At 70.4% G+C, this 16,540-nt stretch carries 19 protein-coding genes; 10 read left to right on the top strand and 9 right to left on the bottom strand.

Features of this window, described 5'->3' with window-relative positions:
• Positions 1-6 precede the first annotated feature (6 nt).
• Complete coding sequence (locus tag ASC98_RS03075) at positions 7-678, top strand: OmpW family protein (protein ID WP_056805193.1); 672 nt, start codon at positions 7-9, stop codon at positions 676-678.
• 9 nt (positions 679-687) lie between these two features.
• Here ASC98_RS03075 and dacB read toward each other — a convergent pair whose 3' ends face one another.
• On the bottom strand, positions 688-2,088 hold the full coding sequence (gene dacB / locus ASC98_RS03070; RefSeq protein ID WP_235581152.1) for a D-alanyl-D-alanine carboxypeptidase/D-alanyl-D-alanine-endopeptidase: 1,401 nt from the start codon (positions 2,086-2,088) through the stop codon (positions 688-690).
• 62 nt (positions 2,089-2,150) lie between these two features.
• On the opposite strand from dacB, the gene tsaB reads away from it, so the two are divergent.
• The 4 genes from tsaB to ASC98_RS03050 are packed head-to-tail and all read left to right on the top strand — an operon-like array spanning position 2,151 to position 6,577.
• Positions 2,151-2,870: a tRNA (adenosine(37)-N6)-threonylcarbamoyltransferase complex dimerization subunit type 1 TsaB gene (gene tsaB, locus ASC98_RS03065; protein ID WP_056805191.1), complete on the top strand. Its 720-nt coding sequence runs from the start codon at positions 2,151-2,153 to the stop codon at positions 2,868-2,870.
• On the top strand, positions 2,867-3,376 hold the full coding sequence (gene rimI, locus ASC98_RS03060; protein ID WP_056805190.1) for a ribosomal protein S18-alanine N-acetyltransferase: 510 nt from the start codon (positions 2,867-2,869) through the stop codon (positions 3,374-3,376). Before tsaB ends, rimI begins: the two co-directional genes overlap by 4 nt.
• Entirely contained in the window at positions 3,363-4,166 is an 804-nt protein-coding gene (locus tag ASC98_RS03055) for a uracil-DNA glycosylase family protein (protein ID WP_056805452.1), read from the top strand. Before rimI ends, ASC98_RS03055 begins: the two co-directional genes overlap by 14 nt.
• 2 nt (positions 4,167-4,168) lie before the next feature.
• The gene (locus ASC98_RS03050; RefSeq protein WP_056805189.1) at positions 4,169-6,577 is read left to right on the top strand and encodes a bifunctional diguanylate cyclase/phosphodiesterase; all 2,409 of its coding nucleotides are present in this window, start codon (positions 4,169-4,171) and stop codon (positions 6,575-6,577) included.
• A gap of 60 nt (positions 6,578-6,637) precedes the next feature.
• On the opposite strand, the gene glmU is transcribed toward ASC98_RS03050, so the two are convergent.
• On the bottom strand, positions 6,638-8,011 hold the full coding sequence (gene glmU, locus ASC98_RS03045; RefSeq protein WP_056805184.1) for a bifunctional UDP-N-acetylglucosamine diphosphorylase/glucosamine-1-phosphate N-acetyltransferase GlmU: 1,374 nt from the start codon (positions 8,009-8,011) through the stop codon (positions 6,638-6,640).
• On the opposite strand from glmU, the gene ASC98_RS03040 reads away from it, so the two are divergent.
• The gene (locus ASC98_RS03040; RefSeq protein ID WP_056805181.1) at positions 8,010-8,891 is read left to right on the top strand and encodes a DUF6279 family lipoprotein; all 882 of its coding nucleotides are present in this window, start codon (positions 8,010-8,012) and stop codon (positions 8,889-8,891) included. The two genes, glmU and ASC98_RS03040, sit on opposite strands and share 2 nt — an antisense overlap.
• A gap of 6 nt (positions 8,892-8,897) precedes the next feature.
• Here the strand turns inward: ASC98_RS03040 and ASC98_RS03035 are convergent, their stop codons facing one another.
• The 4 genes from ASC98_RS03035 to ASC98_RS03020 are packed head-to-tail and all read right to left on the bottom strand — an operon-like array spanning position 8,898 to position 11,644.
• Positions 8,898-9,524: a DUF4136 domain-containing protein gene (locus ASC98_RS03035; RefSeq protein WP_056805176.1), complete on the bottom strand. Its 627-nt coding sequence runs from the start codon at positions 9,522-9,524 to the stop codon at positions 8,898-8,900.
• A gap of 17 nt (positions 9,525-9,541) precedes the next feature.
• Complete coding sequence (gene ttcA, locus ASC98_RS03030; RefSeq protein ID WP_056805173.1) at positions 9,542-10,465, bottom strand: tRNA 2-thiocytidine(32) synthetase TtcA; 924 nt, start codon at positions 10,463-10,465, stop codon at positions 9,542-9,544.
• Positions 10,465-10,863: a dihydroneopterin aldolase gene (locus ASC98_RS03025; protein WP_056805171.1), complete on the bottom strand. Its 399-nt coding sequence runs from the start codon at positions 10,861-10,863 to the stop codon at positions 10,465-10,467. The genes ttcA and ASC98_RS03025 overlap by 1 nt, the downstream gene beginning before the upstream one ends.
• A 1-nt stretch (position 10,864) precedes the next feature.
• Positions 10,865-11,644 carry an SDR family oxidoreductase gene (locus ASC98_RS03020; RefSeq protein ID WP_056805169.1) on the bottom strand — a complete coding sequence of 260 codons (780 nt, stop codon included), beginning with the start codon at positions 11,642-11,644 and terminating at the stop codon, positions 10,865-10,867.
• 19 nt (positions 11,645-11,663) lie between these two features.
• Between ASC98_RS03020 and ASC98_RS03015 the strand changes: the two genes are divergently transcribed.
• The 4 genes from ASC98_RS03015 to ASC98_RS30035 all read left to right on the top strand — a co-directional run bounded on the left by ASC98_RS03015 (position 11,664) and on the right by ASC98_RS30035 (position 13,478).
• Positions 11,664-12,782 carry a class I SAM-dependent methyltransferase gene (locus ASC98_RS03015; RefSeq protein WP_056805167.1) on the top strand — a complete coding sequence of 373 codons (1,119 nt, stop codon included), beginning with the start codon at positions 11,664-11,666 and terminating at the stop codon, positions 12,780-12,782.
• Positions 12,783-12,794: 12 nt separating this feature from the next.
• Positions 12,795-12,992 (top strand): DUF2905 domain-containing protein, encoded by a 198-nt coding sequence (locus ASC98_RS03010; protein WP_047507774.1) that lies wholly within the window; start codon positions 12,795-12,797, stop codon positions 12,990-12,992.
• A 107-nt stretch (positions 12,993-13,099) separates the two neighbouring features.
• Positions 13,100-13,294: a hypothetical protein gene (locus tag ASC98_RS03005; protein WP_056805164.1), complete on the top strand. Its 195-nt coding sequence runs from the start codon at positions 13,100-13,102 to the stop codon at positions 13,292-13,294.
• Positions 13,295-13,298: 4 nt separating this feature from the next.
• Positions 13,299-13,478 carry a hypothetical protein gene (locus ASC98_RS30035; protein WP_157598168.1) on the top strand — a complete coding sequence of 60 codons (180 nt, stop codon included), beginning with the start codon at positions 13,299-13,301 and terminating at the stop codon, positions 13,476-13,478.
• Positions 13,479-13,491: 13 nt separating this feature from the next.
• On the opposite strand, the gene ASC98_RS03000 is transcribed toward ASC98_RS30035, so the two are convergent.
• The 3 genes from ASC98_RS03000 to ASC98_RS02990 form a co-directional block, all read right to left on the bottom strand.
• Positions 13,492-14,742 (bottom strand): multifunctional CCA addition/repair protein, encoded by a 1,251-nt coding sequence (locus tag ASC98_RS03000; RefSeq protein WP_056805162.1) that lies wholly within the window; start codon positions 14,740-14,742, stop codon positions 13,492-13,494.
• 36 nt (positions 14,743-14,778) lie between these two features.
• Positions 14,779-15,459 carry a glutathione S-transferase family protein gene (locus tag ASC98_RS02995; RefSeq protein WP_056805159.1) on the bottom strand — a complete coding sequence of 227 codons (681 nt, stop codon included), beginning with the start codon at positions 15,457-15,459 and terminating at the stop codon, positions 14,779-14,781.
• Between the two features lie 126 nt (positions 15,460-15,585).
• Complete coding sequence (locus tag ASC98_RS02990) at positions 15,586-16,539, bottom strand: complex I NDUFA9 subunit family protein (protein ID WP_056805156.1); 954 nt, start codon at positions 16,537-16,539, stop codon at positions 15,586-15,588.
• Position 16,540 lies beyond the last annotated feature (1 nt).

The following is a 16,540-nucleotide window of genomic DNA, read 5'->3' as shown; positions in this document are numbered from 1 at the left end:
CATCCCATGACCCATGGCATCAAGACCCTTGCGATCGCGGCGCTGGCACTGTCCGGCAGCACCGCGGCGCTCGCGCAATCGGCCGGCACCTGGATGGTGAAGGCCGGCGCCAACCAGATCGCGCCGCAGGTGAAGAGCGATGACCTGAGCGCCTCCAGCCTGCCCAACAGCAAGGTCGACGTGAAGAGCGACACGCAGGCGATCTTCACGCTCGGCTACATGCTGACCGACAGCGTCTCGCTGGAGTTCTTCGCCGGCCTGCCCTACAAGCACGAGGTGGTCGGCGACGGCTCACTGTCGGGCGTCGGCAAGCTGGGCACGATCAAGCAGGTGTCGCCGACGCTGTTCGCGCAGTACCGCTTCCTGGAAGCGAGCTCGCCGTTTCGCCCTTACGTCGGCGCCGGCCTGACCTATGCGCACTTCTACGGCGAGGAAGGCTCGGGCACGCTGACCGCGCTGACCAACCCGGGCGGTGCGCCGACCACGATGTCGGTGGATTCGGCCTTCGGACCGTCGTTCCAGCTCGGCCTGAGCTACCAGTTCAACGAGCACTGGTTCGTCGACGGCTCGGTCATCAAGACCTACCTGAAGACGACGACCAAGCTGTCGACCGGACAGTCGATCGACACGAAGCTGGACCCGATCTCGACCAACCTGTCGGTCGGCTACCGGTTCTGACCGGCCAGGTCAGTTGACGACGTCGTTCATCACCCACTGGGTGAGGGCGTCGAGGGCCGGCCGGGCCGCATTCGCATTCGGGTGGTTGACGATCGCCACGACGATGTAGCGCCGGCCGCTCTGGCCCAGCACGTAGCCGGCGATGCCGGCCACGTCCTTCAGCGAGCCGGTCTTCAGGTGCGCGCGGCCGAGCGTCGCGCGCGAGCGCTTCATCGTGCCGTCGAGCCCGCTGACCGGCAGCGAGCTCATCAGCTCCGGCATCGCCGGCCCGGCCCAGTCGGCCTGCAGCACGCGGCCGAGCAACTGGGCGGTGACGCGCGAATCGCGCGACAGCCCCGAGCCGTTGTCGACAGCGACCGACGGCGCCGCATCGGGCCAGCGCTCGGCCACCCACTGGCGCAGCACCTCGCGCGCGAGCTCCGGCGAACCCAGGCCGCGCTGCGTCAGCCCGAGCGTCAGGAACAGCTGCTGCGCCATCACGTTGTTGCTGTACTTGTTGATGTCGCGGATCACCTCGGCCAGCGGCGGCGACACCAGCTCGAAGCTCGGCGGCGTGCTCGGCGCCGTGCCGTCGCGCACCTTGCCGGTCAGCTTGCCGCCCATCTCGCTCCACAGCCCGCGCAGCAGCCGCTCGCTGTAGCGCTGCGGCTCGGGCCAGGCAATCGACCACGTCTTCTCGCCGCACAGCGTGCGGAAGCCGCCGGCCACCTTCAGCCGGGCCGGGTCGGCGACGTCGAGCATCAGCGGGGCGCGCCAGTCGTCGCAGGGGCCGGCGATCAGCGGCACGCTGTCGTCGAGCTGCAGCCCGGACAACGGCACGTCGGCGGTGATGCGGGCGACGCCGGCCGGCGCGTCGGGCACGAAGCTGAGCGTCAGCGACTTGAAGTTCAGCATCAGCGCATCGGGCTGCACGTTGTACGGCCGCAGCGGATCGCCGTCGAAGTCGGCCGGGTTCTGCAACGACGGGCGGAATGCGCTGCGGTCGAGCACGATGTCGCCGCGGATCTCGCGCACGCCGAGCTGCTGCACGCGGCGCAGCATCATCCACAGCCGCTCGGGCACCAGCTTCGGGTCGCCGGTGCCGCGGATCACCAGGTCGCCGTCGAGCACGCCGTGCGGCCCCGGCCGGCGCACGGTGCCCTGCAGCCAGACCGGTGTCGACCAGCTCCAGGCCGGGCCCAGCAGTTCGAGCGCGGCCGAGGTGGTCAGCAGCTTCATCAGCGAGGCCGGGTTGACCGGCTGGCGCGCCTGCCAGTCGAGCCGCGGCGCGCTCGCGCCGACCTCCTGCACCCAGGCGACCATCGCCTCGCGCGGCACCCGGGCGGCGTCGAGCGCCACCTCGGCCTCGATCGGCAGCGGGACGGCCCATGCCGACACCCCGGCCCACAGACCGACGGCGCCCAGCAGCATGCGTCTCCCTAGATACCCCATCGCGTGATGATCGCACGCACCCCGGGCTTTAGACTGTCGGCATGGGCACGCTGCTGGCTTTCGACACCTCCACCGACGCGATGAGCGTCGGGCTGGTCGCGCCCGGGGTTCAGCTCGCGCACGATCGCGCGGGTGGACCCCAGGCCTCGGCCAGGCTGATTCCTGAACTGATGGCCTTGCTGGCCGCGCACGGCCTCGCGCTCGCCGACATCGACGCCATCGCCTTCGGCTGTGGCCCGGGCGCCTTCACCGGCCTGCGCACCGCCTGCTCGGTGGCCCAGGGGCTGGCGTTCGGCGCGAACAGGCCGGTGATCCCGGTCGACAGCCTGATGCTGGTGGCCGACGACGCGCGTGCGCAGACCGGTGCCGACGACGTCTGCGTCGCGATGGATGCGCGGATGGACGAAATCTATGCCGGCTGGTACCGCTGGGACGGTGGCCACTGGACGGTGACCTCTGCGCCCGCGTTGCTGCGCATCGAAGCCTTCAACGCGCTCTGGCAAGCCCACCCGGCCGCGGTGGTCGCCGGCTCGGCGCTCGAGGCCTTCGGCGACCGGCTCGCGCTCGCGCCGTCGGTTCAGCGCGTGCCGCAGCCGCGCTCGCGGGCCGAGGCGCTGGCACGTGTCGCCGCGCAGCTGTGGTCGCAGGGCGTTCGCGTCGATGCGGCGCATGCGCTGCCCGTCTACCTGCGCGACAAGGTGGCGCAGACGACCGTCGAGCGCGCGCACGACAAGCTGATGAAAGCGCAGGCTGCCGCATGAGTGCCGTGCTGAGGGACAAGCGCCTGCTGCTGCCGCTCGGCGTCACGCAGCTCGACGCGGTGCTCGAGATCGAGCGCCAGGCCTACGAATTCCCGTGGACCCATGGCAATTTCATCGACTCGCTGGCCGCCGGCTACGTGGCCCGCGTGATCTACGGCGAGCGCGGCGAGATGCTGGGCTACTTCATCGCGATGCCCGGCGTCGACGAGATGCACCTGCTGAACCTGACCGTCGCACCGGCCTTCCAGCGCCAGGGCCACGCGCGCTTCCTGCTCGACGAGCTGGTCGCGGTGTGCCGCGAGCGCCGCGCCGCGCAGCTGTGGCTGGAGGTGCGGCAGAGCAACGAACGCGCGCGGGCCCTGTACCTGCGCTACGGCTTCAAGTCGATCGGCACGCGCCGCGACTACTACCCGGCGTCGCGCGCGACGCACCCGAGCGGGCGCGAGGATGCGGCAGTGATGAGCCTGCAAGTGGACCTGGCAGGGGGTGGCGATGCGCTGGAGTGAACGCCAGGTCGCGATGCTGCAGGAAATGGGCATCCGCGTGTGGAACACGCCGTCGCAGGGCGATGCGGTGGCGCTCGCCGAACCGCAGCCCGAGATCGACACCGGCACGCCGCGGCCCGCGGCGGCACCGGCCGCGCCCTCGCCCGCCGCACTGGCCGAGCCCGCCGGCGTCGCCGTGCGCGGCCCGCGCGCGACCGGCGTCGACGCGATGGACTGGCCCGCGCTGCGCGACGCCGTCGCGGGCTGCACGGCCTGCAAGCTGTGCAGCGGCCGCACGCAGACGGTGTTCGGCGTCGGCAACCCGCAGGCGCACTGGATGGTCGTCGGCGAAGCGCCCGGCGAACAGGAAGACCGGCAGGGCGAGCCCTTCGTCGGCAAATCGGGCCAGTTGCTCGACAGCATGCTGCGCGCGCTCGGGCTGACGCGCGGCGAGGCCGAGCCGGCGCGCCAGGTCTTCATCGCCAACACGCTGAAGTGCCGCCCGCCCGGCAACCGCAACCCCGAACCCGACGAACTGGCGCAGTGCGAGCCTTTCCTGATCCGCCAGATCGAGCTGGTGAAGCCGCGCATGATCCTCGCGATGGGCCGTTTCGCGGTGCAGAGCCTGCTGCGCAGCAACGAGCCGGTCGGCCGGCTGCGCGGCCGCGTGCACCAGTACCAGGGCGTGCCGCTGGTCGTGACCTACCACCCGGCCTACCTGCTGCGCAACCCGGAGGACAAGGCCCGGGCGTGGGACGACCTGTGCCTGGCGGTCGAACAGCTCGAGCGGACGAAGACGGCCGCCGCCTGACGATGGACACCGCTGCGCACGCCTGGCCCGATCTCGAGGAGCTGCCGTGCATGGTGCTGCGGCTGACGCCCGAATGCGTCGTGCTGCAGGGCAACCGCGCCTTCGTCGACTTCAGCGGCGCCGGCTCGGCGCGCGACGCCGGGCTGCTGTGGCAGGCGCTGCTCGGCCCTGAATCGCGCGCCACGCTCGCGACGCGGCTGATCGGCCGCGAGGACTTCGCGCTGAACCTGCGCATGCAGTGCGCACCGCAGTCGACCGGCGGCCCCTGCTGGCTCGACCTGGAGGCGCGCTGGCTGCCGGCGCTCGGCCACTACCTGTGCGTGCTGCACGACGTCACCGACAGCCGGCGTGCCGAGCTGTCGGCCCGCGCCCGCGCCGACCAGTTCCAGCTGCTGGCCGACAACGTGCCGGTGCTGATCGCCTACTACCAGGCCAGCACGCTGCGCTGCCTGTTCGCGAACAAGCGCTACGCGCAGACCTTCGGCTGGGACGAGCAGTCGATCGTCGGCCACACCGTGTCCGAGATCATCGGCGAGCCGGCCGCGCGGCTGATCCAGCCGCAGGTCGACCGGGTGCTGCGCGAGCGGCGCGGCGCGTCGTACGAGCGCGAGCTGGTCGGCCCCGACGGCGAGCGCCGCTGGATCGAGGTGAACCTGCTGCCGCACGTCGTCAACGAGGGCGACGCGACCGCCGCGTTCGTGCTGATCTCCGACATCACGAAGCACCGGCTGGCCGAGCAGTCGGTGCGCGAATCGGAGGAGCGGCTCGCGAAGTTCATGCAGGCCAGCGCCGAGGGCATCGTGTTCCACAAGGATGGCGTGATCACCGACGCCAACCCGCCGGCGCTCGCGCTGATCGGCTACACGCTCGACGAGCTGAAGGGCCGCAAGACGCTGGACTTCATCGCGCCCGACCAGCTCGCCCGCGCCGCCGCGACGCAGTCGGCCGGCGCCGAGATCACCTACGAGAGCATCGCGCTGCACAAGGACGGCGGGCGCATCCCGGTCGAGTTCACCGTGCGCACGATGCTGCGCAACGGCGAGCGCATGCGCATGACGCTGGTGCGCGACCTGCGCGACCGGCTGGCGGCGCAGGACCGCATCCACCACCTGGCCCACCACGACGCGCTGACGCAGTTGCCGAACCGGATGAGCTTCATGGAGACGCTGGAGCACCGCATCACCGGCGCGCGCAGCAGCGACTCGCAGCTCGCGCTGCTGTTCATCGACCTCGACCACTTCAAGCGGGTCAACGACTCGCTCGGCCACCTGATCGGCGACACGCTGCTGCAGACGGTCGCGCAGCGCATCATCCAGAGCCTGCGCTCGACCGACCTGGTGGCGCGCTTCGGCGGCGACGAGTTCATCGTGCTGCTGCCCGGCGTGCTGCAGCGCGCCGATGTCGAGGAGGCCACGCAGAAGCTGCTGGCGGCGATCGAGGTGCCGGTGAACGCCGACGGGCGGCTGATCTCGGTGACGCCGTCGGTCGGCATCTCGATGTTCCCGCACGACGGCCAGACCGCCGACGAGCTGATCAAGAACGCCGACACCGCGATGTACCTCGCGAAGGCGCGCGGGCGCGCGAACTACCAGTTCTTCACGCCGGCGATGGCGCGCTCGGCCTATGCCGCGCTGGTGATGGAAAGCCAGATGACGCAGGCATTGGAGCGCAGCGAGTTCGTGCTGCACTTCCAGCCGCAGGTGCGCTCGCACGACGGCGTGCTGGTCGGCGTCGAGGCGCTGATCCGCTGGAACCACCCGGAACGCGGGCTGCTGATGCCCGACCACTTCATCCCGCTCGCCGAGCAGCAGCGGTTGATGCTGCCGATCGGCCAGTGGGTGCTGCGCGACGCGCTGCGCTGCGCGCGCCGCTGGCACGAATCGGGCATCAGCAGCGTGCCGGTGGCGGTGAACCTGTCGAGCGTGCAGTTCCAGACCGTGGGCTTCATCCAGCTGATCGCCGACATGCTGCGCGAGGAAGGCGTGCCGGGCGACTTCCTCGAGCTGGAGCTGACCGAGCGCATGCTGATGGACGACCTCGGCGAGGTGAAGGCCCGGCTCGGCGAGCTGAAGGCGATGGGCATCCGGATCTCGGTCGACGACTTCGGCACCGGCTACTCGTCGCTCGGCCACCTGAAGGAGCTGCCGATCGACAAGATGAAGATCGACCGCTCGTTCGTGAAGGACCTGCCGGACGAGCACGACTCGGCGGCGATCGCGCGCGCGATCGTGCAGCTGGCGCGCAGCCTCGACATCACGGTGATCGCCGAAGGCGTCGAGACGATCGCGCAGCAGGAGTTCCTGACGCGGCTCGGCTGCGACGAGCTGCAAGGCGAGCTGGTCAGCGCGCCGCTGCCGGCGGCGGCGTTCGAGGCCTGGGCGATCGCGCTGGCGGGGCCGGCGCTGGTGTGACGAACCTGGCGCCCTCAGCGCCGGGCGACGCGTGGCACGGGAAGCAGATCGCCTCCCTCGCTACTTCTTCTTGACCGGCCGCGTCCATCCCTCGAGCGACACCTGCTTCGCGCGCGACACCGTCAGCTGGCCGGCCGGCGCGTCCTTCGAGATCGTCGAGCCGCCGCCGATCGTCGCGCCGGCGCCGATCACCACCGGCGCGATCAGCACGCAGTTGCTGCCGACGTGCACGTCGTCGCCGATCACGGTGCGGTGCTTGTTCGCGCCGTCGTAGTTCGCGGTGATGCTGCCGGCGCCGTAGTTCACGCGCTCGCCGACCGTCGCGTCGCCCAGGTAGGCCAGATGGTTGGCCTTCGCACCCTTCGCGAGCGTCGAGTTCTTCACCTCGACGAAATTGCCGATGTGCACCTCGTCGCCCAGCTGCGCGCCGGGGCGCAGCCGCGCGAACGGGCCGATCAGCGAACCGCGGCCGACCGTCACGCCCTGCGCCTCGCCGTCGATGTGGGTGAACGGGTGGATCACCGCGCCGGCCGCGATGCGGGCGTTGCGGATCACGCAGTTCGCGCCGATGCGCACGCCGTCGCCGAGTTCGACCGCGCCGTCGAACACGCAGTTGACGTCGATCTCGACGTCGCTGCCGCACTGCAGCGTGCCCCGCACGTCGAAGCGCGCCGGGTCGGCCAGCCGCACGCCGGCTTCCATCAGCGCCTCGGCGCGACCGCGCTGGTAGCGGCGCTCCAGGTCGGCCAGCTGCATCGGGCTGTTGACGCCCAGCACCTCGGTCTCGCTCTTCGGCTGCGCGGTGACGACCGGCACGCCGTCGGCCACCGCCATCGCGATGATGTCGGTCAGGTAGTACTCGCCCTGGGCGTTCTGGTTGTCCAGCTTCGCCAGCCAGCCCTTCAGCCGCTTCGTCGGCACCGCCATCACGCCGGTGTTGACCTCGCGGATCTCGCGCTGCGCCGGGCTCGCGTCCTTGTGCTCGACGATCGCGCGCACCTGCTCGCCGTCGCGCACGATGCGGCCGTAGCCGGTGGCGTCGGGCAGCGTGATGGTCAGCAGCGCGAAGCGCTCGCCGCCGCACGCGTCGACCAGCGCGCGCACGGTGGACGCGTCGATCAGCGGGGTGTCGCCGTTCAGGATCAGCGTGGTGCCCTCGTCATGCAGCTGCGGCACCGCCTGCTGCACGGCATGGCCGGTGCCCAGCTGCGGCATCTGCCGCACGAAGAGCAATCCGGGTGCCTGCACCGCCGCCTCGACCTGCTCGGCGCCGTGGCCGGTGATCGTGATGATGCGGGTCGCCCCCAAGGATGCTGCGGTACCCAGAACATGCTGCAATAGGCTTTGCCCGGCCAGCTTGTGCAAGACCTTGGGCAGGCCGGATTTCATGCGGGTGCCTTTGCCCGCGGCCATGATCACGATGTCGAGAGCCATGCAACGTCCTTTTTTCAGGTCGGTGATTATCGGCGTCGCGCTGGCGTTGACCACCCTGCTTTCAGGGTGTGGCGCGATGCGGCTGGCCTACAACCAGGCCCCCGACCTGGGGTATTGGTGGCTGGACAAGTACATCGACTTCAACGACGAGCAGACGCCGCGGGTGCGCGATGCGATCGCGTCATGGTTCCGCTGGAACCGCCGCACCCAGCTGCCCGACTACGCGCAGTGGCTGGACAAGCTGGCCGGCGACCTCCAGCAGCCGGTGGCCGCGGCCCAGGTGTGCCGCTGGACCGACGAGGTCGAATCGCGCATGTTCACCGGCCTCGACCAGGCGCTGCCGGCACTGGCCGAGACGGCGCTGTCGCTGAAGCCGGAGCAGCTCAGGCACATCGAGAAGCGCTATGCGAAGGTCAACGACGACTATGCCGACGACTACCTGCAGCCCGATCCGCAGGACCGCCTGAAGGCCACGATGAAGCGCACGATGGAACGGGCCGAGATGCTGTACGGCGACCTGGACGACGCGCAGACCGAGCGGGTGAAGCGGGCGATGGCGGCGTCGCCGTTCGACCCCGAGCTGTGGCTGGCCGAGCGCAAGGCGCGCCAGCAGGACGTGCTGCAGACGCTGCGCAAACTGCTGGCCGAGCGGCCGCCGCAGGCCCAGGCGCAGGCCGCGTTGCGCGCCATCGCCGAGCGGGTGCAGCATTCGCCGCGCGAGAACTTCCGCAGCTACCAGGAAAAACTGACGCGCTACAACTGCGAGTTCGGTGCGCAGCTGCACAACACGACGAACGCCGAGCAGCGGCAGTACGCCGCGAAGAAGCTCAAGGGGTGGGCCGGCGATTTCCGCGCGCTGGCGGCGGACGCCGGCCGCTGACCCCCGTCAACTTGGGGGCAACTGGATCGTCACCCGGCGCGGGTTGATCCCCGTCTGCGGAAAGTCCTTCAGCGCCGCATCGAACATCGCGGCGATCAGGCCATCGTTGCCCATCGTCGTGCCGTCGTTGGCCGCGCGCGCCTCGTACACCACCTGCCCGGACTGCCGTTCCCGGATCAGCACCGCCACCTCGCGGTCATAGTAGGTCGTGTCGTAGTAGCGGGGGCCGAAGTAGCCGGGCGGACCCCAGAACGGGCCCCGGCCATAGCCGTAGCCGTAGCGCGAACGGAACAGGCCGCCGTGCCACCACAGCGGATCGTCGTACGGCGAGACGTCGTAGCGGTTGATGCGCGCTCCGACCTGCACCGTGAATTCGGCCGCCTTCGCATCGCCCGCTTCGCTGAACCCGGCGACCTGCAGCGAATGCCGCGCCATCGACTCCAGCTTTTCCTGCTCCATCGCACGCGCCTGCTGAGACGGCAGGCGCTCGAAGGCGTAGGTCGATGCGCTGCGCCCGGCCGGCCATTGGCTGTACGTGGAAACGTTGCTGTCGACCGCGTTCATCGCGGCGCACCCTCCGAGGCCCAGCAGCGCGCCGGCCAGCAAGGTGGTGGTCAGGGCAGGTTTCCACATGGTCGGTCTCCGTCAGGTCAAACGTGCAGCTTGATCGGCACCGCGTCGCCGGCGGGTCCGGCCGGGGCGCAGCTCTCGTCGTCATCGAAGGCCCGATCGCCACCGGCATCGGGCACCCCGGTGGTTTTGAGCGTCGTGAACGGGTAGAGGTTCCGGTCCATCATGTGGGACGGCACGATGTTGCCCATCGCGGTGAACATGTTCTCGATGCGGCCGGGGAAGCGCTTGTCCCAGTCGCGCAGCATCTGCTTCGTCTGCACCCGCTGCAGGTTCTCCTGGCTGCCGCACAGCGTGCACGGGATGATCGGGAACTGCCGGTGCGCGGCCCAGCGCTCCAGGTCGGTCTCGGCCACGTACGCGAGCGGGCGGATCACGATGTTCTTGCCGTCGTCGCTGATCAGCTTCGGTGGCATGCCCTTCAGCCGGCTGCCGAAGAACATGTTCATGAACAGCGTCTGCAGCATGTCGTCGCGGTGGTGGCCGAGCGCCACCTTGGTCGCGCCGAGCTCGCCGGCCACGCGGTACAGGATGCCGCGGCGCAGCCGCGAGCACAGGCTGCACATCGTCTTGCCCTCGGGGATCAGGCGCTTGACGATCGAGTAGGTGTCCTGGGTCTCGATGTGGAACGGCACGCCACGCGACTTCAGGTAGTCGGGCAGCACGTGGTCGGGGAAGCCCGGCTGCTTCTGGTCGAGGTTCACCGCCACCAGCGAGAAGCGGATCGGCGCACGCTGCTGCAGGTTCAGCAGGATGTCGAGCAGCGCATAGCTGTCCTTGCCGCCGGACACGCAGACCATCACCTTGTCGCCGTCCTCGATCATGTTGAAGTCGGCGATCGCCTGGCCCACCTGCCGGTGCAGGCGCTTGCTCAGCTTGTTGACCTCGAAGGCCTGCTTCGCGTCGTCCTTGGTGTCTTGTTGCTTGTCGAGTACCGCACTCATCACAGGTCCTTCTTCATGCCGAACACTTCGCAGCCGACGGCTTCGCAGTCCGGGTACACATCGGGTTTCTCGGTCGACACGCGCGCCGCCCGCACGCGCGGGTGCGCGAGCATCATCGCCAGCACGTCGTCGCACAGCGTTTCCTGCAGGTGGATGTGGCCCTGCTTCACGCGGCTGGCAATGGTGCGGCGGATGAAATCGTAGTCGACCACCTCGTCGAGCTCGTCGGCCTTCGGCGTCGACATCGCCAGCGGAATGTAGAGGTCGACGTTGATCAGCACCCGCTGCTCGCCCTTCTTCTCGAAGTCGTGCACGCCGATGTTGATCCACACCTCGTAGTCGCGCAGGAACAGCCGGCGGCAGTCCATCAGGGCGGGGTGGATGAGCAGGGAGTGCATGTCAGGTCTTCTTCTCGGGATTGGCGATGAACATCACGTCGCGCGGCTGGCCCGCCAGGTGCTGGCCACCGTCGACCAGCAGCGTGCTGCCGGTGACGGCCGGCGACTCGATCAGGAAACGCACCGCATGCGCGATGTCGGCGGGGGTCGACGAGCGCTGCAGCGGCGTCAGGCCGTGCGCCTGCGCGAATTCTGCCTCGGTCATCGCCCCGGACAGCAGCGTGACGCCCGGCGCGACACCGCACACCCGCAGCCGCGGCGCCAGCGCCTGCGCCAGCAGCACGGTGGCCGACTGCAGCGCCGCCTTCGACAAGGTGTAGGACAGGTAGTCGGGGTTCGGATTCCACAGCTTCTGGTCGAGCAGGTTGACGACGCAACCGCGGCCGTCGCGGGCCGCCAGGTGCGCGTGCAGCGCCTGCGCCAGCAGCACCGCCGGGCCGGTGTTGGCGCGCCAGTGGGTCTCCATCGACGCGTAGCTGAAGCTCTCGGCGTTGTCGTAGGCGAAGGTGGAGGCGTTGTTGACCACCGCGTCGAGGCGGCCCAGCCGCTCGCAGACGGCCGGCACCAGCGCCCGGCAGGCGGCTTCGTCGGCGAGGTCGGCGGCGAACACCGCGGCGCGGGCGCCGAGCCGCACGGCCTCGTCGGCCGTGGCCTGTGCGTCGTCGCGCGAGCCGCGGCAGTGGACCGCGAGGTCGTGGCCGTGCGCGGCGAGTTCGAGCGCGATCGCCCGGCCCAGGCGGCGGGCCGCGCCGGTGACCAGGGTGACGGGACGTGCGGACATGGCTTTCTACAATCGGGGCATGCAAACCCCACCAGCCGGCAGTGTATCGGCGCCGCTTTCGTCGCTGATCCGCCAGGCCATCGCCCGCCACGGCGACTGGCTGCCTTTCGACCGCTTCATGGCGCTCGCGTTGTACGCCCCCGGGCTCGGCTACTACGCGGCGGGCGATCGGCAGTTCGGCCTGCTGCCGTCGTCCGGCAGCGATTTCGTCACCGCGCCCGAACTGACGCCGCTGTTCGGCGCCGCGCTCGCGCGCCAGGTCGCGCAGGCGCTGCGGGCCTGCGACGGCCGCGAGGTCTGGGAGTTCGGCGCCGGCTCCGGCGCGCTGGCCGAGCAGCTGCTCGATGCGCTGGCCGCCGACGGCCTCGCGCCCGAGCGCTACACCATCGTCGACCTGTCGGGCGCGCTGCGGCAGCGCCAGCAGGCGCGGCTGGCACGCTTCGGCGCGCAGGTGCGCTGGGTGTCGGAGCTGCCCGACACGATGCACGGCGTGATCGTCGGCAACGAGGTGCTCGATGCGATGCCGGTGCAACTGCTGCACTTCGACGGCACGCAGTGGCTGGAACGTGGTGTCGTCGTGAACGGTGAAGGTTTCGCGTGGAGCGACCGGCCGACCGCATTGCGGCCGCCGCTGGACGCGCCCTTCGTGCCCGGCACCGTCACCGAGATCCACCCGCAGGCGCGCGCCTTCATCGCGACGCTGGCCGACCGGCTGCAGCGCGGCGCCGCCTTCTTCATCGACTACGGCTTCCCCGAGGCCGAGTACTACCTGCCGCAGCGCCATGGCGGCACGCTGATGTGCCACCAGGGGCACCAGGCCGACGGCGATCCGCTGGTCGAGGTGGGTCGCAAGGACATCACCGCCCATGTCGATTTCACCGGCATCGCGCTGGCCGCGCAGGACGCCGGGCTGGAGGTCGTCGGTTACACCACGCAGGCCCATTTCCTGATCAACTGCGGGCTCGTCGAGCGGCTGGCCGACGCCGACCTGAAGACCCGCGCGAATGCGCAGAAGCTGTTGCTGGAGCACGAGATGGGCGAGTTGTTCAAGGTGATCGCACTGGCACGCGGCTGCGATGCGTCGTTCACCGACGCGCCGCTCGGCTTCGTGCACGGCGACCGCAGCCACACGCTCTGATCCGGGCCGACCATGGGCTTGCGCTGGCTGCTGGTGATCCTGATCGCGCTGCTGCTGTTCAGCGGGCTACAGCGCTGGCTGCTGAAGATCGGCCTGGGACGGTTGCCGGGCGACTTCCGCTTCCGGCTGTTCGGCCGCGAGTTCTTCATCCCGATCACCAGCAGCGTGCTGCTGAGCCTGGTGGCGCTGGCGATCACGAAGCTGATCTGAAGCCAGCGCCGGCGGCAGGGGCACGGACAAACCAGACTTGCGCCGCCTCCTACAACTGGTTACAACGGCCTCGCTCCCCGTCCTCAAGGGAGTTCAAGGAGGCCCGCATGACTGAAGCTCTGAAATCGCCGACGACGCAGCAGGACTATCAGGAATCCCGCATCGAGGAAGAGCCGATCCTCGGCCCGGTGCTCGCGATGCCCGATGGCCGCGTGCACCCGCTCAGCTGGCTCGACCGGCTGAAGCTGCGGCTGCACCTGACCGACGCCCGGGCGCTCGAATCGCGCTACTTCGCCACTTGAGGCGATGCGTCGCACAGGGTGCCCCGCCGGCGTGCACAACCTGCCCGGCGTGCTGCGCCTGGCGGTGCCGGTGTTCGTCGCGCATGAGCTGCGCGCGGTGCGCTGGCTGCTGATGCTCGACGACCGGGCGCGCCGCCGGATCGCGCTGCACGCCCGGAACCGCCAGCTGCCGGTCGAAGGCTGAAGGGCCGGCGGCGCTACGGATCGGATTGCGGCTGCGGCTGCGCCGCGAGGAACTCCGACACCGCCGTGTAGCGTGCATGCCGGATCGCCGCGCCGATCGCGGTGCCTTTCCAGCCACGGGCCAGCGCATCGGACGACACCTTCGCGGTGTCGACCGACAAGGCCGCGTCCAGCGCCCCCTGCAGCCGCGGCCGCTGCGGATAGGGCCGCTCCTCGAAGCCGGTGCGCCCGCGCGCATCGCATTCGCAGGCCAGCAGCAGTTCCGAAAACCGCGCCGGCCGCCGCCACACATCGCAGCGGTCGAACAAGCGCATCACCGCCGACCCATCCAACTGCAGGCTGCGGTGGATGTTGCCGTGTTCGCGCGCGACCGCTTCGGCCAGCTCGCGGCAATCGGTCGGCACCTTCAGGCGCTGCGAGAGTTCCTGCACCAGCTGCACGCTGCGCGCCTCGTGCGCGATGTGGCGCGGCAGTTCGTCGACCGGCGTCGTGCCCTTGCCGAGGTCGTGCCCGAGGCAGGCGAAACGCACCTCGAGCGAGGTGTCGAGCCGCGCCGCCATGTCGAGCACCAGCATCAGGTGCAACCCGGTGTCGACCTCGGGATGGTGCGCCGGCGGCTGCGGTACACCCCACAGCCGGTCGACCTCGGGCAGCAACCGCGCCAGCGCGCCGCAGCGGCGCAGCACCTCGAACATGCGCGACGGCCGCGCCTCCATCAGCCCGCGCGACAGCTCCTGCCACACCCGCTCGGGCACCAGCGCATCGACCTCGCCGATCTCGACCATGTGGCGCATCAGCGCCTGGGTCTCCGGCGCGACGCCGAAATCGTCGAAGCGCGCCGCGAAGCGCGCGAGCCGCAGGATGCGCACCGGGTCTTCGGCGAAGGCCGGCGACACGTGGCGCAGCAGCTTGTCGGCCAGGTCGCGCCGACCACCCCACGGATCGACGATGCGACCGTCTTCGTCCTGCGCCATCGCGTTGATCGTCAGGTCGCGGCGCTGCAGGTCTTCTTCGAGCGTGACGCTCGGATCCGCATGGAACGCGAAGCCGTGGTAGCCCGGCGCGGTCTTGCGCTCGGTGCGCGCGAGCGCCACCTCGTCCTTCGTTTCCGGGTGCAGGAACACCGGGAAGTCCTTGCCGACCGGCAGGTACCCGGCCTCGAGCAACTGCAGCGGCGAGGCCCCGACGACCACCCAGTCGCGGTCGTTGACCGGCCGCCCCAACAACGCATCGCGGACCGCGCCGCCCACCATCCACTTCTTCATCGCGCCAGTGTAGGGGCGCGAACGCGACCCAACGGCTCAGCGCGCCGTGCGGTACGGCTCCTCGAATGGAAGGAAGTCCTGCTCGGCCAGCGCATCGCGGCACCAGGCATCGACCCCCGGCAGCGCGCGCACCCGCTGCGCATAGGCGGCGATCTGCGGCGGCAGCGGCGGCCGGTAGGTCAGCAGGCGCATCACCACCGGCGCGAAGTACGCATCGGCGATCGTGAAGCCGCCGAACAGCAGCGGGCCGCCGTGCTGCTGCAGCAACTCGCTCCACATCTGCACCAGGCGGTCGAGGTCGGCGCGCACGGCCGGATGCTCGCGCAGCAGCCGCTCACCGACCTCCGGCAGCACGGCCTCGATGTTCATCGGGAAGTGGCTGCGCAGTGCGCTGAAGCCGGAATGCATCTCGGCGCAGACGCTGCGCGCACGGGCCCGCGCTTTCACGTCGGCCGGCCACAGCTGCTTGTCGGGGAAGCGCTCGGCCAGGTACTCGACGATCGCCAGCGTGTCCCAGACGGCGAAGCCGTCGTCGACCAGCAGCGGCACGCGGCCGGTCGGCGAGTGGCGCGCCAGCTCGCCCTTGAACTTCGAGTCGGGTTCGAACGAATCGAAGCGGATCTTCATCTCGTCGAACGGGATGCCGGCCTGCGTCATCAGCACCCACGGGCGCATGGACCAGGAGGAGTAGTTCTTGTTGCCGATGTAGAGCTGCATGGGGACCTCGGGGTGGCGAGTCGGTCGTGGAAAAGCCGACCATGCTAGGCGAGCTCGACGCCCCGACGGATGAGAGTTGCGAATGACTTCGATGACCGGCGCGCATCGGCGCGGCCCGGCCCCGGCTCAGCCGCGTCCGGCCTGCCGCCGCCAGCCTTCGAGCCGCGCCGGCCCGGCGCCGCCGCCCAGCCAGGCCGGCACCACCGCCTCCAGCCCGGTGCGGCGCACGCCGAGCGCGGCCAGCCCCGGCAAGGCCTCGTTCGCGACGTTCGGCACCTTCATCGAATCGAGGTTGTCGCGCGACATCAGCGGCGTGCCCGGCAGCCACTCCATCAGCCCGGCCTGCAGCCGTGCCAGGCCATCGGGCAGCGGGACCACCGGCCGCGGGTGGCCCGACCAGCGCCCGGCCATCCGCACCAGCTGTTCGAGCGTGTACACGGTCGGCCCGGCGCAGTCGTACGAACGCGCCGCAGCGGCGCCGCGCGCCAGCGCCTGGGCCACCGCCGCCGCGACGTCCTGCACCCACACCGGCTGGAAGCGTGCGTCGGCACCGGCCAGCGGCAGCACCGGCAGCACCCGCTGCAGCCCGGCGAACAGGTTCATGAAGCGGTCTTCGGCGCCGAACATCACCGACGGCCGCAGCACCGTCACGTCGAGCCCCGAGGTCTGCAGCACCGCCTCGCCGGCGGCCTTCGAGCGCAGGTACATGCTCGGCGCACCGGCCTGCGCGCCGAGCGCGCCGACGTGCACCAGCCGGCGCACGCCGGCTTGCCGGCAGGCATGCGCGATGCGGTTCGGCAGCTCGACATGGGCGCGCTGGAACGCCGCTTCGCGGCCGTGCAGGATGCCGACCAAGTTGACCACCGCATCGCGCCCGGCGACCAGGCGCGCGAGCTGCACGTCGTCGTGCACGTCGGCGCCGAGCAGCTCGACGGTCGGCAGCATCTGCAGCGCCTTCGCACGCTGCGGCTGCCGGCTCGCGACGGTCAATCGCCCGCCGGCCGCGCCGCTGCGCTGGACCAGTTCGGCACACACGGCGCGGCCGAGGAAGCCGCTGCCGCCGACGATCAGCAGGTTCATC

It is taken from the genome of Rhizobacter sp. Root1238, from assembly GCF_001425825.1.
In the GTDB taxonomy this organism is placed as follows: domain Bacteria; phylum Pseudomonadota; class Gammaproteobacteria; order Burkholderiales; family Burkholderiaceae_C; genus Rhizobacter.
Note: the sequence above shows the minus strand (reverse complement) of the source record. Positions and strands in the feature narration are given on the sequence as shown.

What these genes read in the sequence shown, in the direction of transcription:
- tsaB (WP_056805191.1), top strand. Translation starts at nt 2,151, where the DNA reads ATGGGCACGCTGCTGGCTTTCGACACCTCCACCGACGCGATGAGCGTC.
- ASC98_RS03010 (WP_047507774.1), top strand. Translation starts at nt 12,795, where the DNA reads ATGGGCTTGCGCTGGCTGCTGGTGATCCTGATCGCGCTGCTGCTGTTC.
- ASC98_RS03075 (WP_056805193.1), top strand. Translation starts at nt 7, where the DNA reads ATGACCCATGGCATCAAGACCCTTGCGATCGCGGCGCTGGCACTGTCC.
- ASC98_RS03040 (WP_056805181.1), top strand. Translation starts at nt 8,010, where the DNA reads ATGCAACGTCCTTTTTTCAGGTCGGTGATTATCGGCGTCGCGCTGGCG.
- ASC98_RS03035 (WP_056805176.1), bottom strand. Translation starts at nt 9,524, where the DNA reads ATGTGGAAACCTGCCCTGACCACCACCTTGCTGGCCGGCGCGCTGCTG.
- ASC98_RS03055 (WP_056805452.1), top strand. Translation starts at nt 3,363, where the DNA reads ATGCGCTGGAGTGAACGCCAGGTCGCGATGCTGCAGGAAATGGGCATC.
- ASC98_RS03020 (WP_056805169.1), bottom strand. Translation starts at nt 11,644, where the DNA reads ATGTCCGCACGTCCCGTCACCCTGGTCACCGGCGCGGCCCGCCGCCTG.
- ttcA (WP_056805173.1), bottom strand. Translation starts at nt 10,465, where the DNA reads ATGAGTGCGGTACTCGACAAGCAACAAGACACCAAGGACGACGCGAAG.
- ASC98_RS03005 (WP_056805164.1), top strand. Translation starts at nt 13,100, where the DNA reads ATGACTGAAGCTCTGAAATCGCCGACGACGCAGCAGGACTATCAGGAA.
- ASC98_RS03025 (WP_056805171.1), bottom strand. Translation starts at nt 10,863, where the DNA reads ATGCACTCCCTGCTCATCCACCCCGCCCTGATGGACTGCCGCCGGCTG.
- ASC98_RS02990 (WP_056805156.1), bottom strand. Translation starts at nt 16,539, where the DNA reads ATGAACCTGCTGATCGTCGGCGGCAGCGGCTTCCTCGGCCGCGCCGTG.
- ASC98_RS30035 (WP_157598168.1), top strand. Translation starts at nt 13,299, where the DNA reads ATGCGTCGCACAGGGTGCCCCGCCGGCGTGCACAACCTGCCCGGCGTG.
- dacB (WP_235581152.1), bottom strand. Translation starts at nt 2,088, where the DNA reads ATGCTGCTGGGCGCCGTCGGTCTGTGGGCCGGGGTGTCGGCATGGGCC.
- ASC98_RS03000 (WP_056805162.1), bottom strand. Translation starts at nt 14,742, where the DNA reads ATGAAGAAGTGGATGGTGGGCGGCGCGGTCCGCGATGCGTTGTTGGGG.
- rimI (WP_056805190.1), top strand. Translation starts at nt 2,867, where the DNA reads ATGAGTGCCGTGCTGAGGGACAAGCGCCTGCTGCTGCCGCTCGGCGTC.
- ASC98_RS02995 (WP_056805159.1), bottom strand. Translation starts at nt 15,459, where the DNA reads ATGCAGCTCTACATCGGCAACAAGAACTACTCCTCCTGGTCCATGCGC.
- ASC98_RS03050 (WP_056805189.1), top strand. Translation starts at nt 4,169, where the DNA reads ATGGACACCGCTGCGCACGCCTGGCCCGATCTCGAGGAGCTGCCGTGC.
- glmU (WP_056805184.1), bottom strand. Translation starts at nt 8,011, where the DNA reads ATGGCTCTCGACATCGTGATCATGGCCGCGGGCAAAGGCACCCGCATG.
- ASC98_RS03015 (WP_056805167.1), top strand. Translation starts at nt 11,664, where the DNA reads ATGCAAACCCCACCAGCCGGCAGTGTATCGGCGCCGCTTTCGTCGCTG.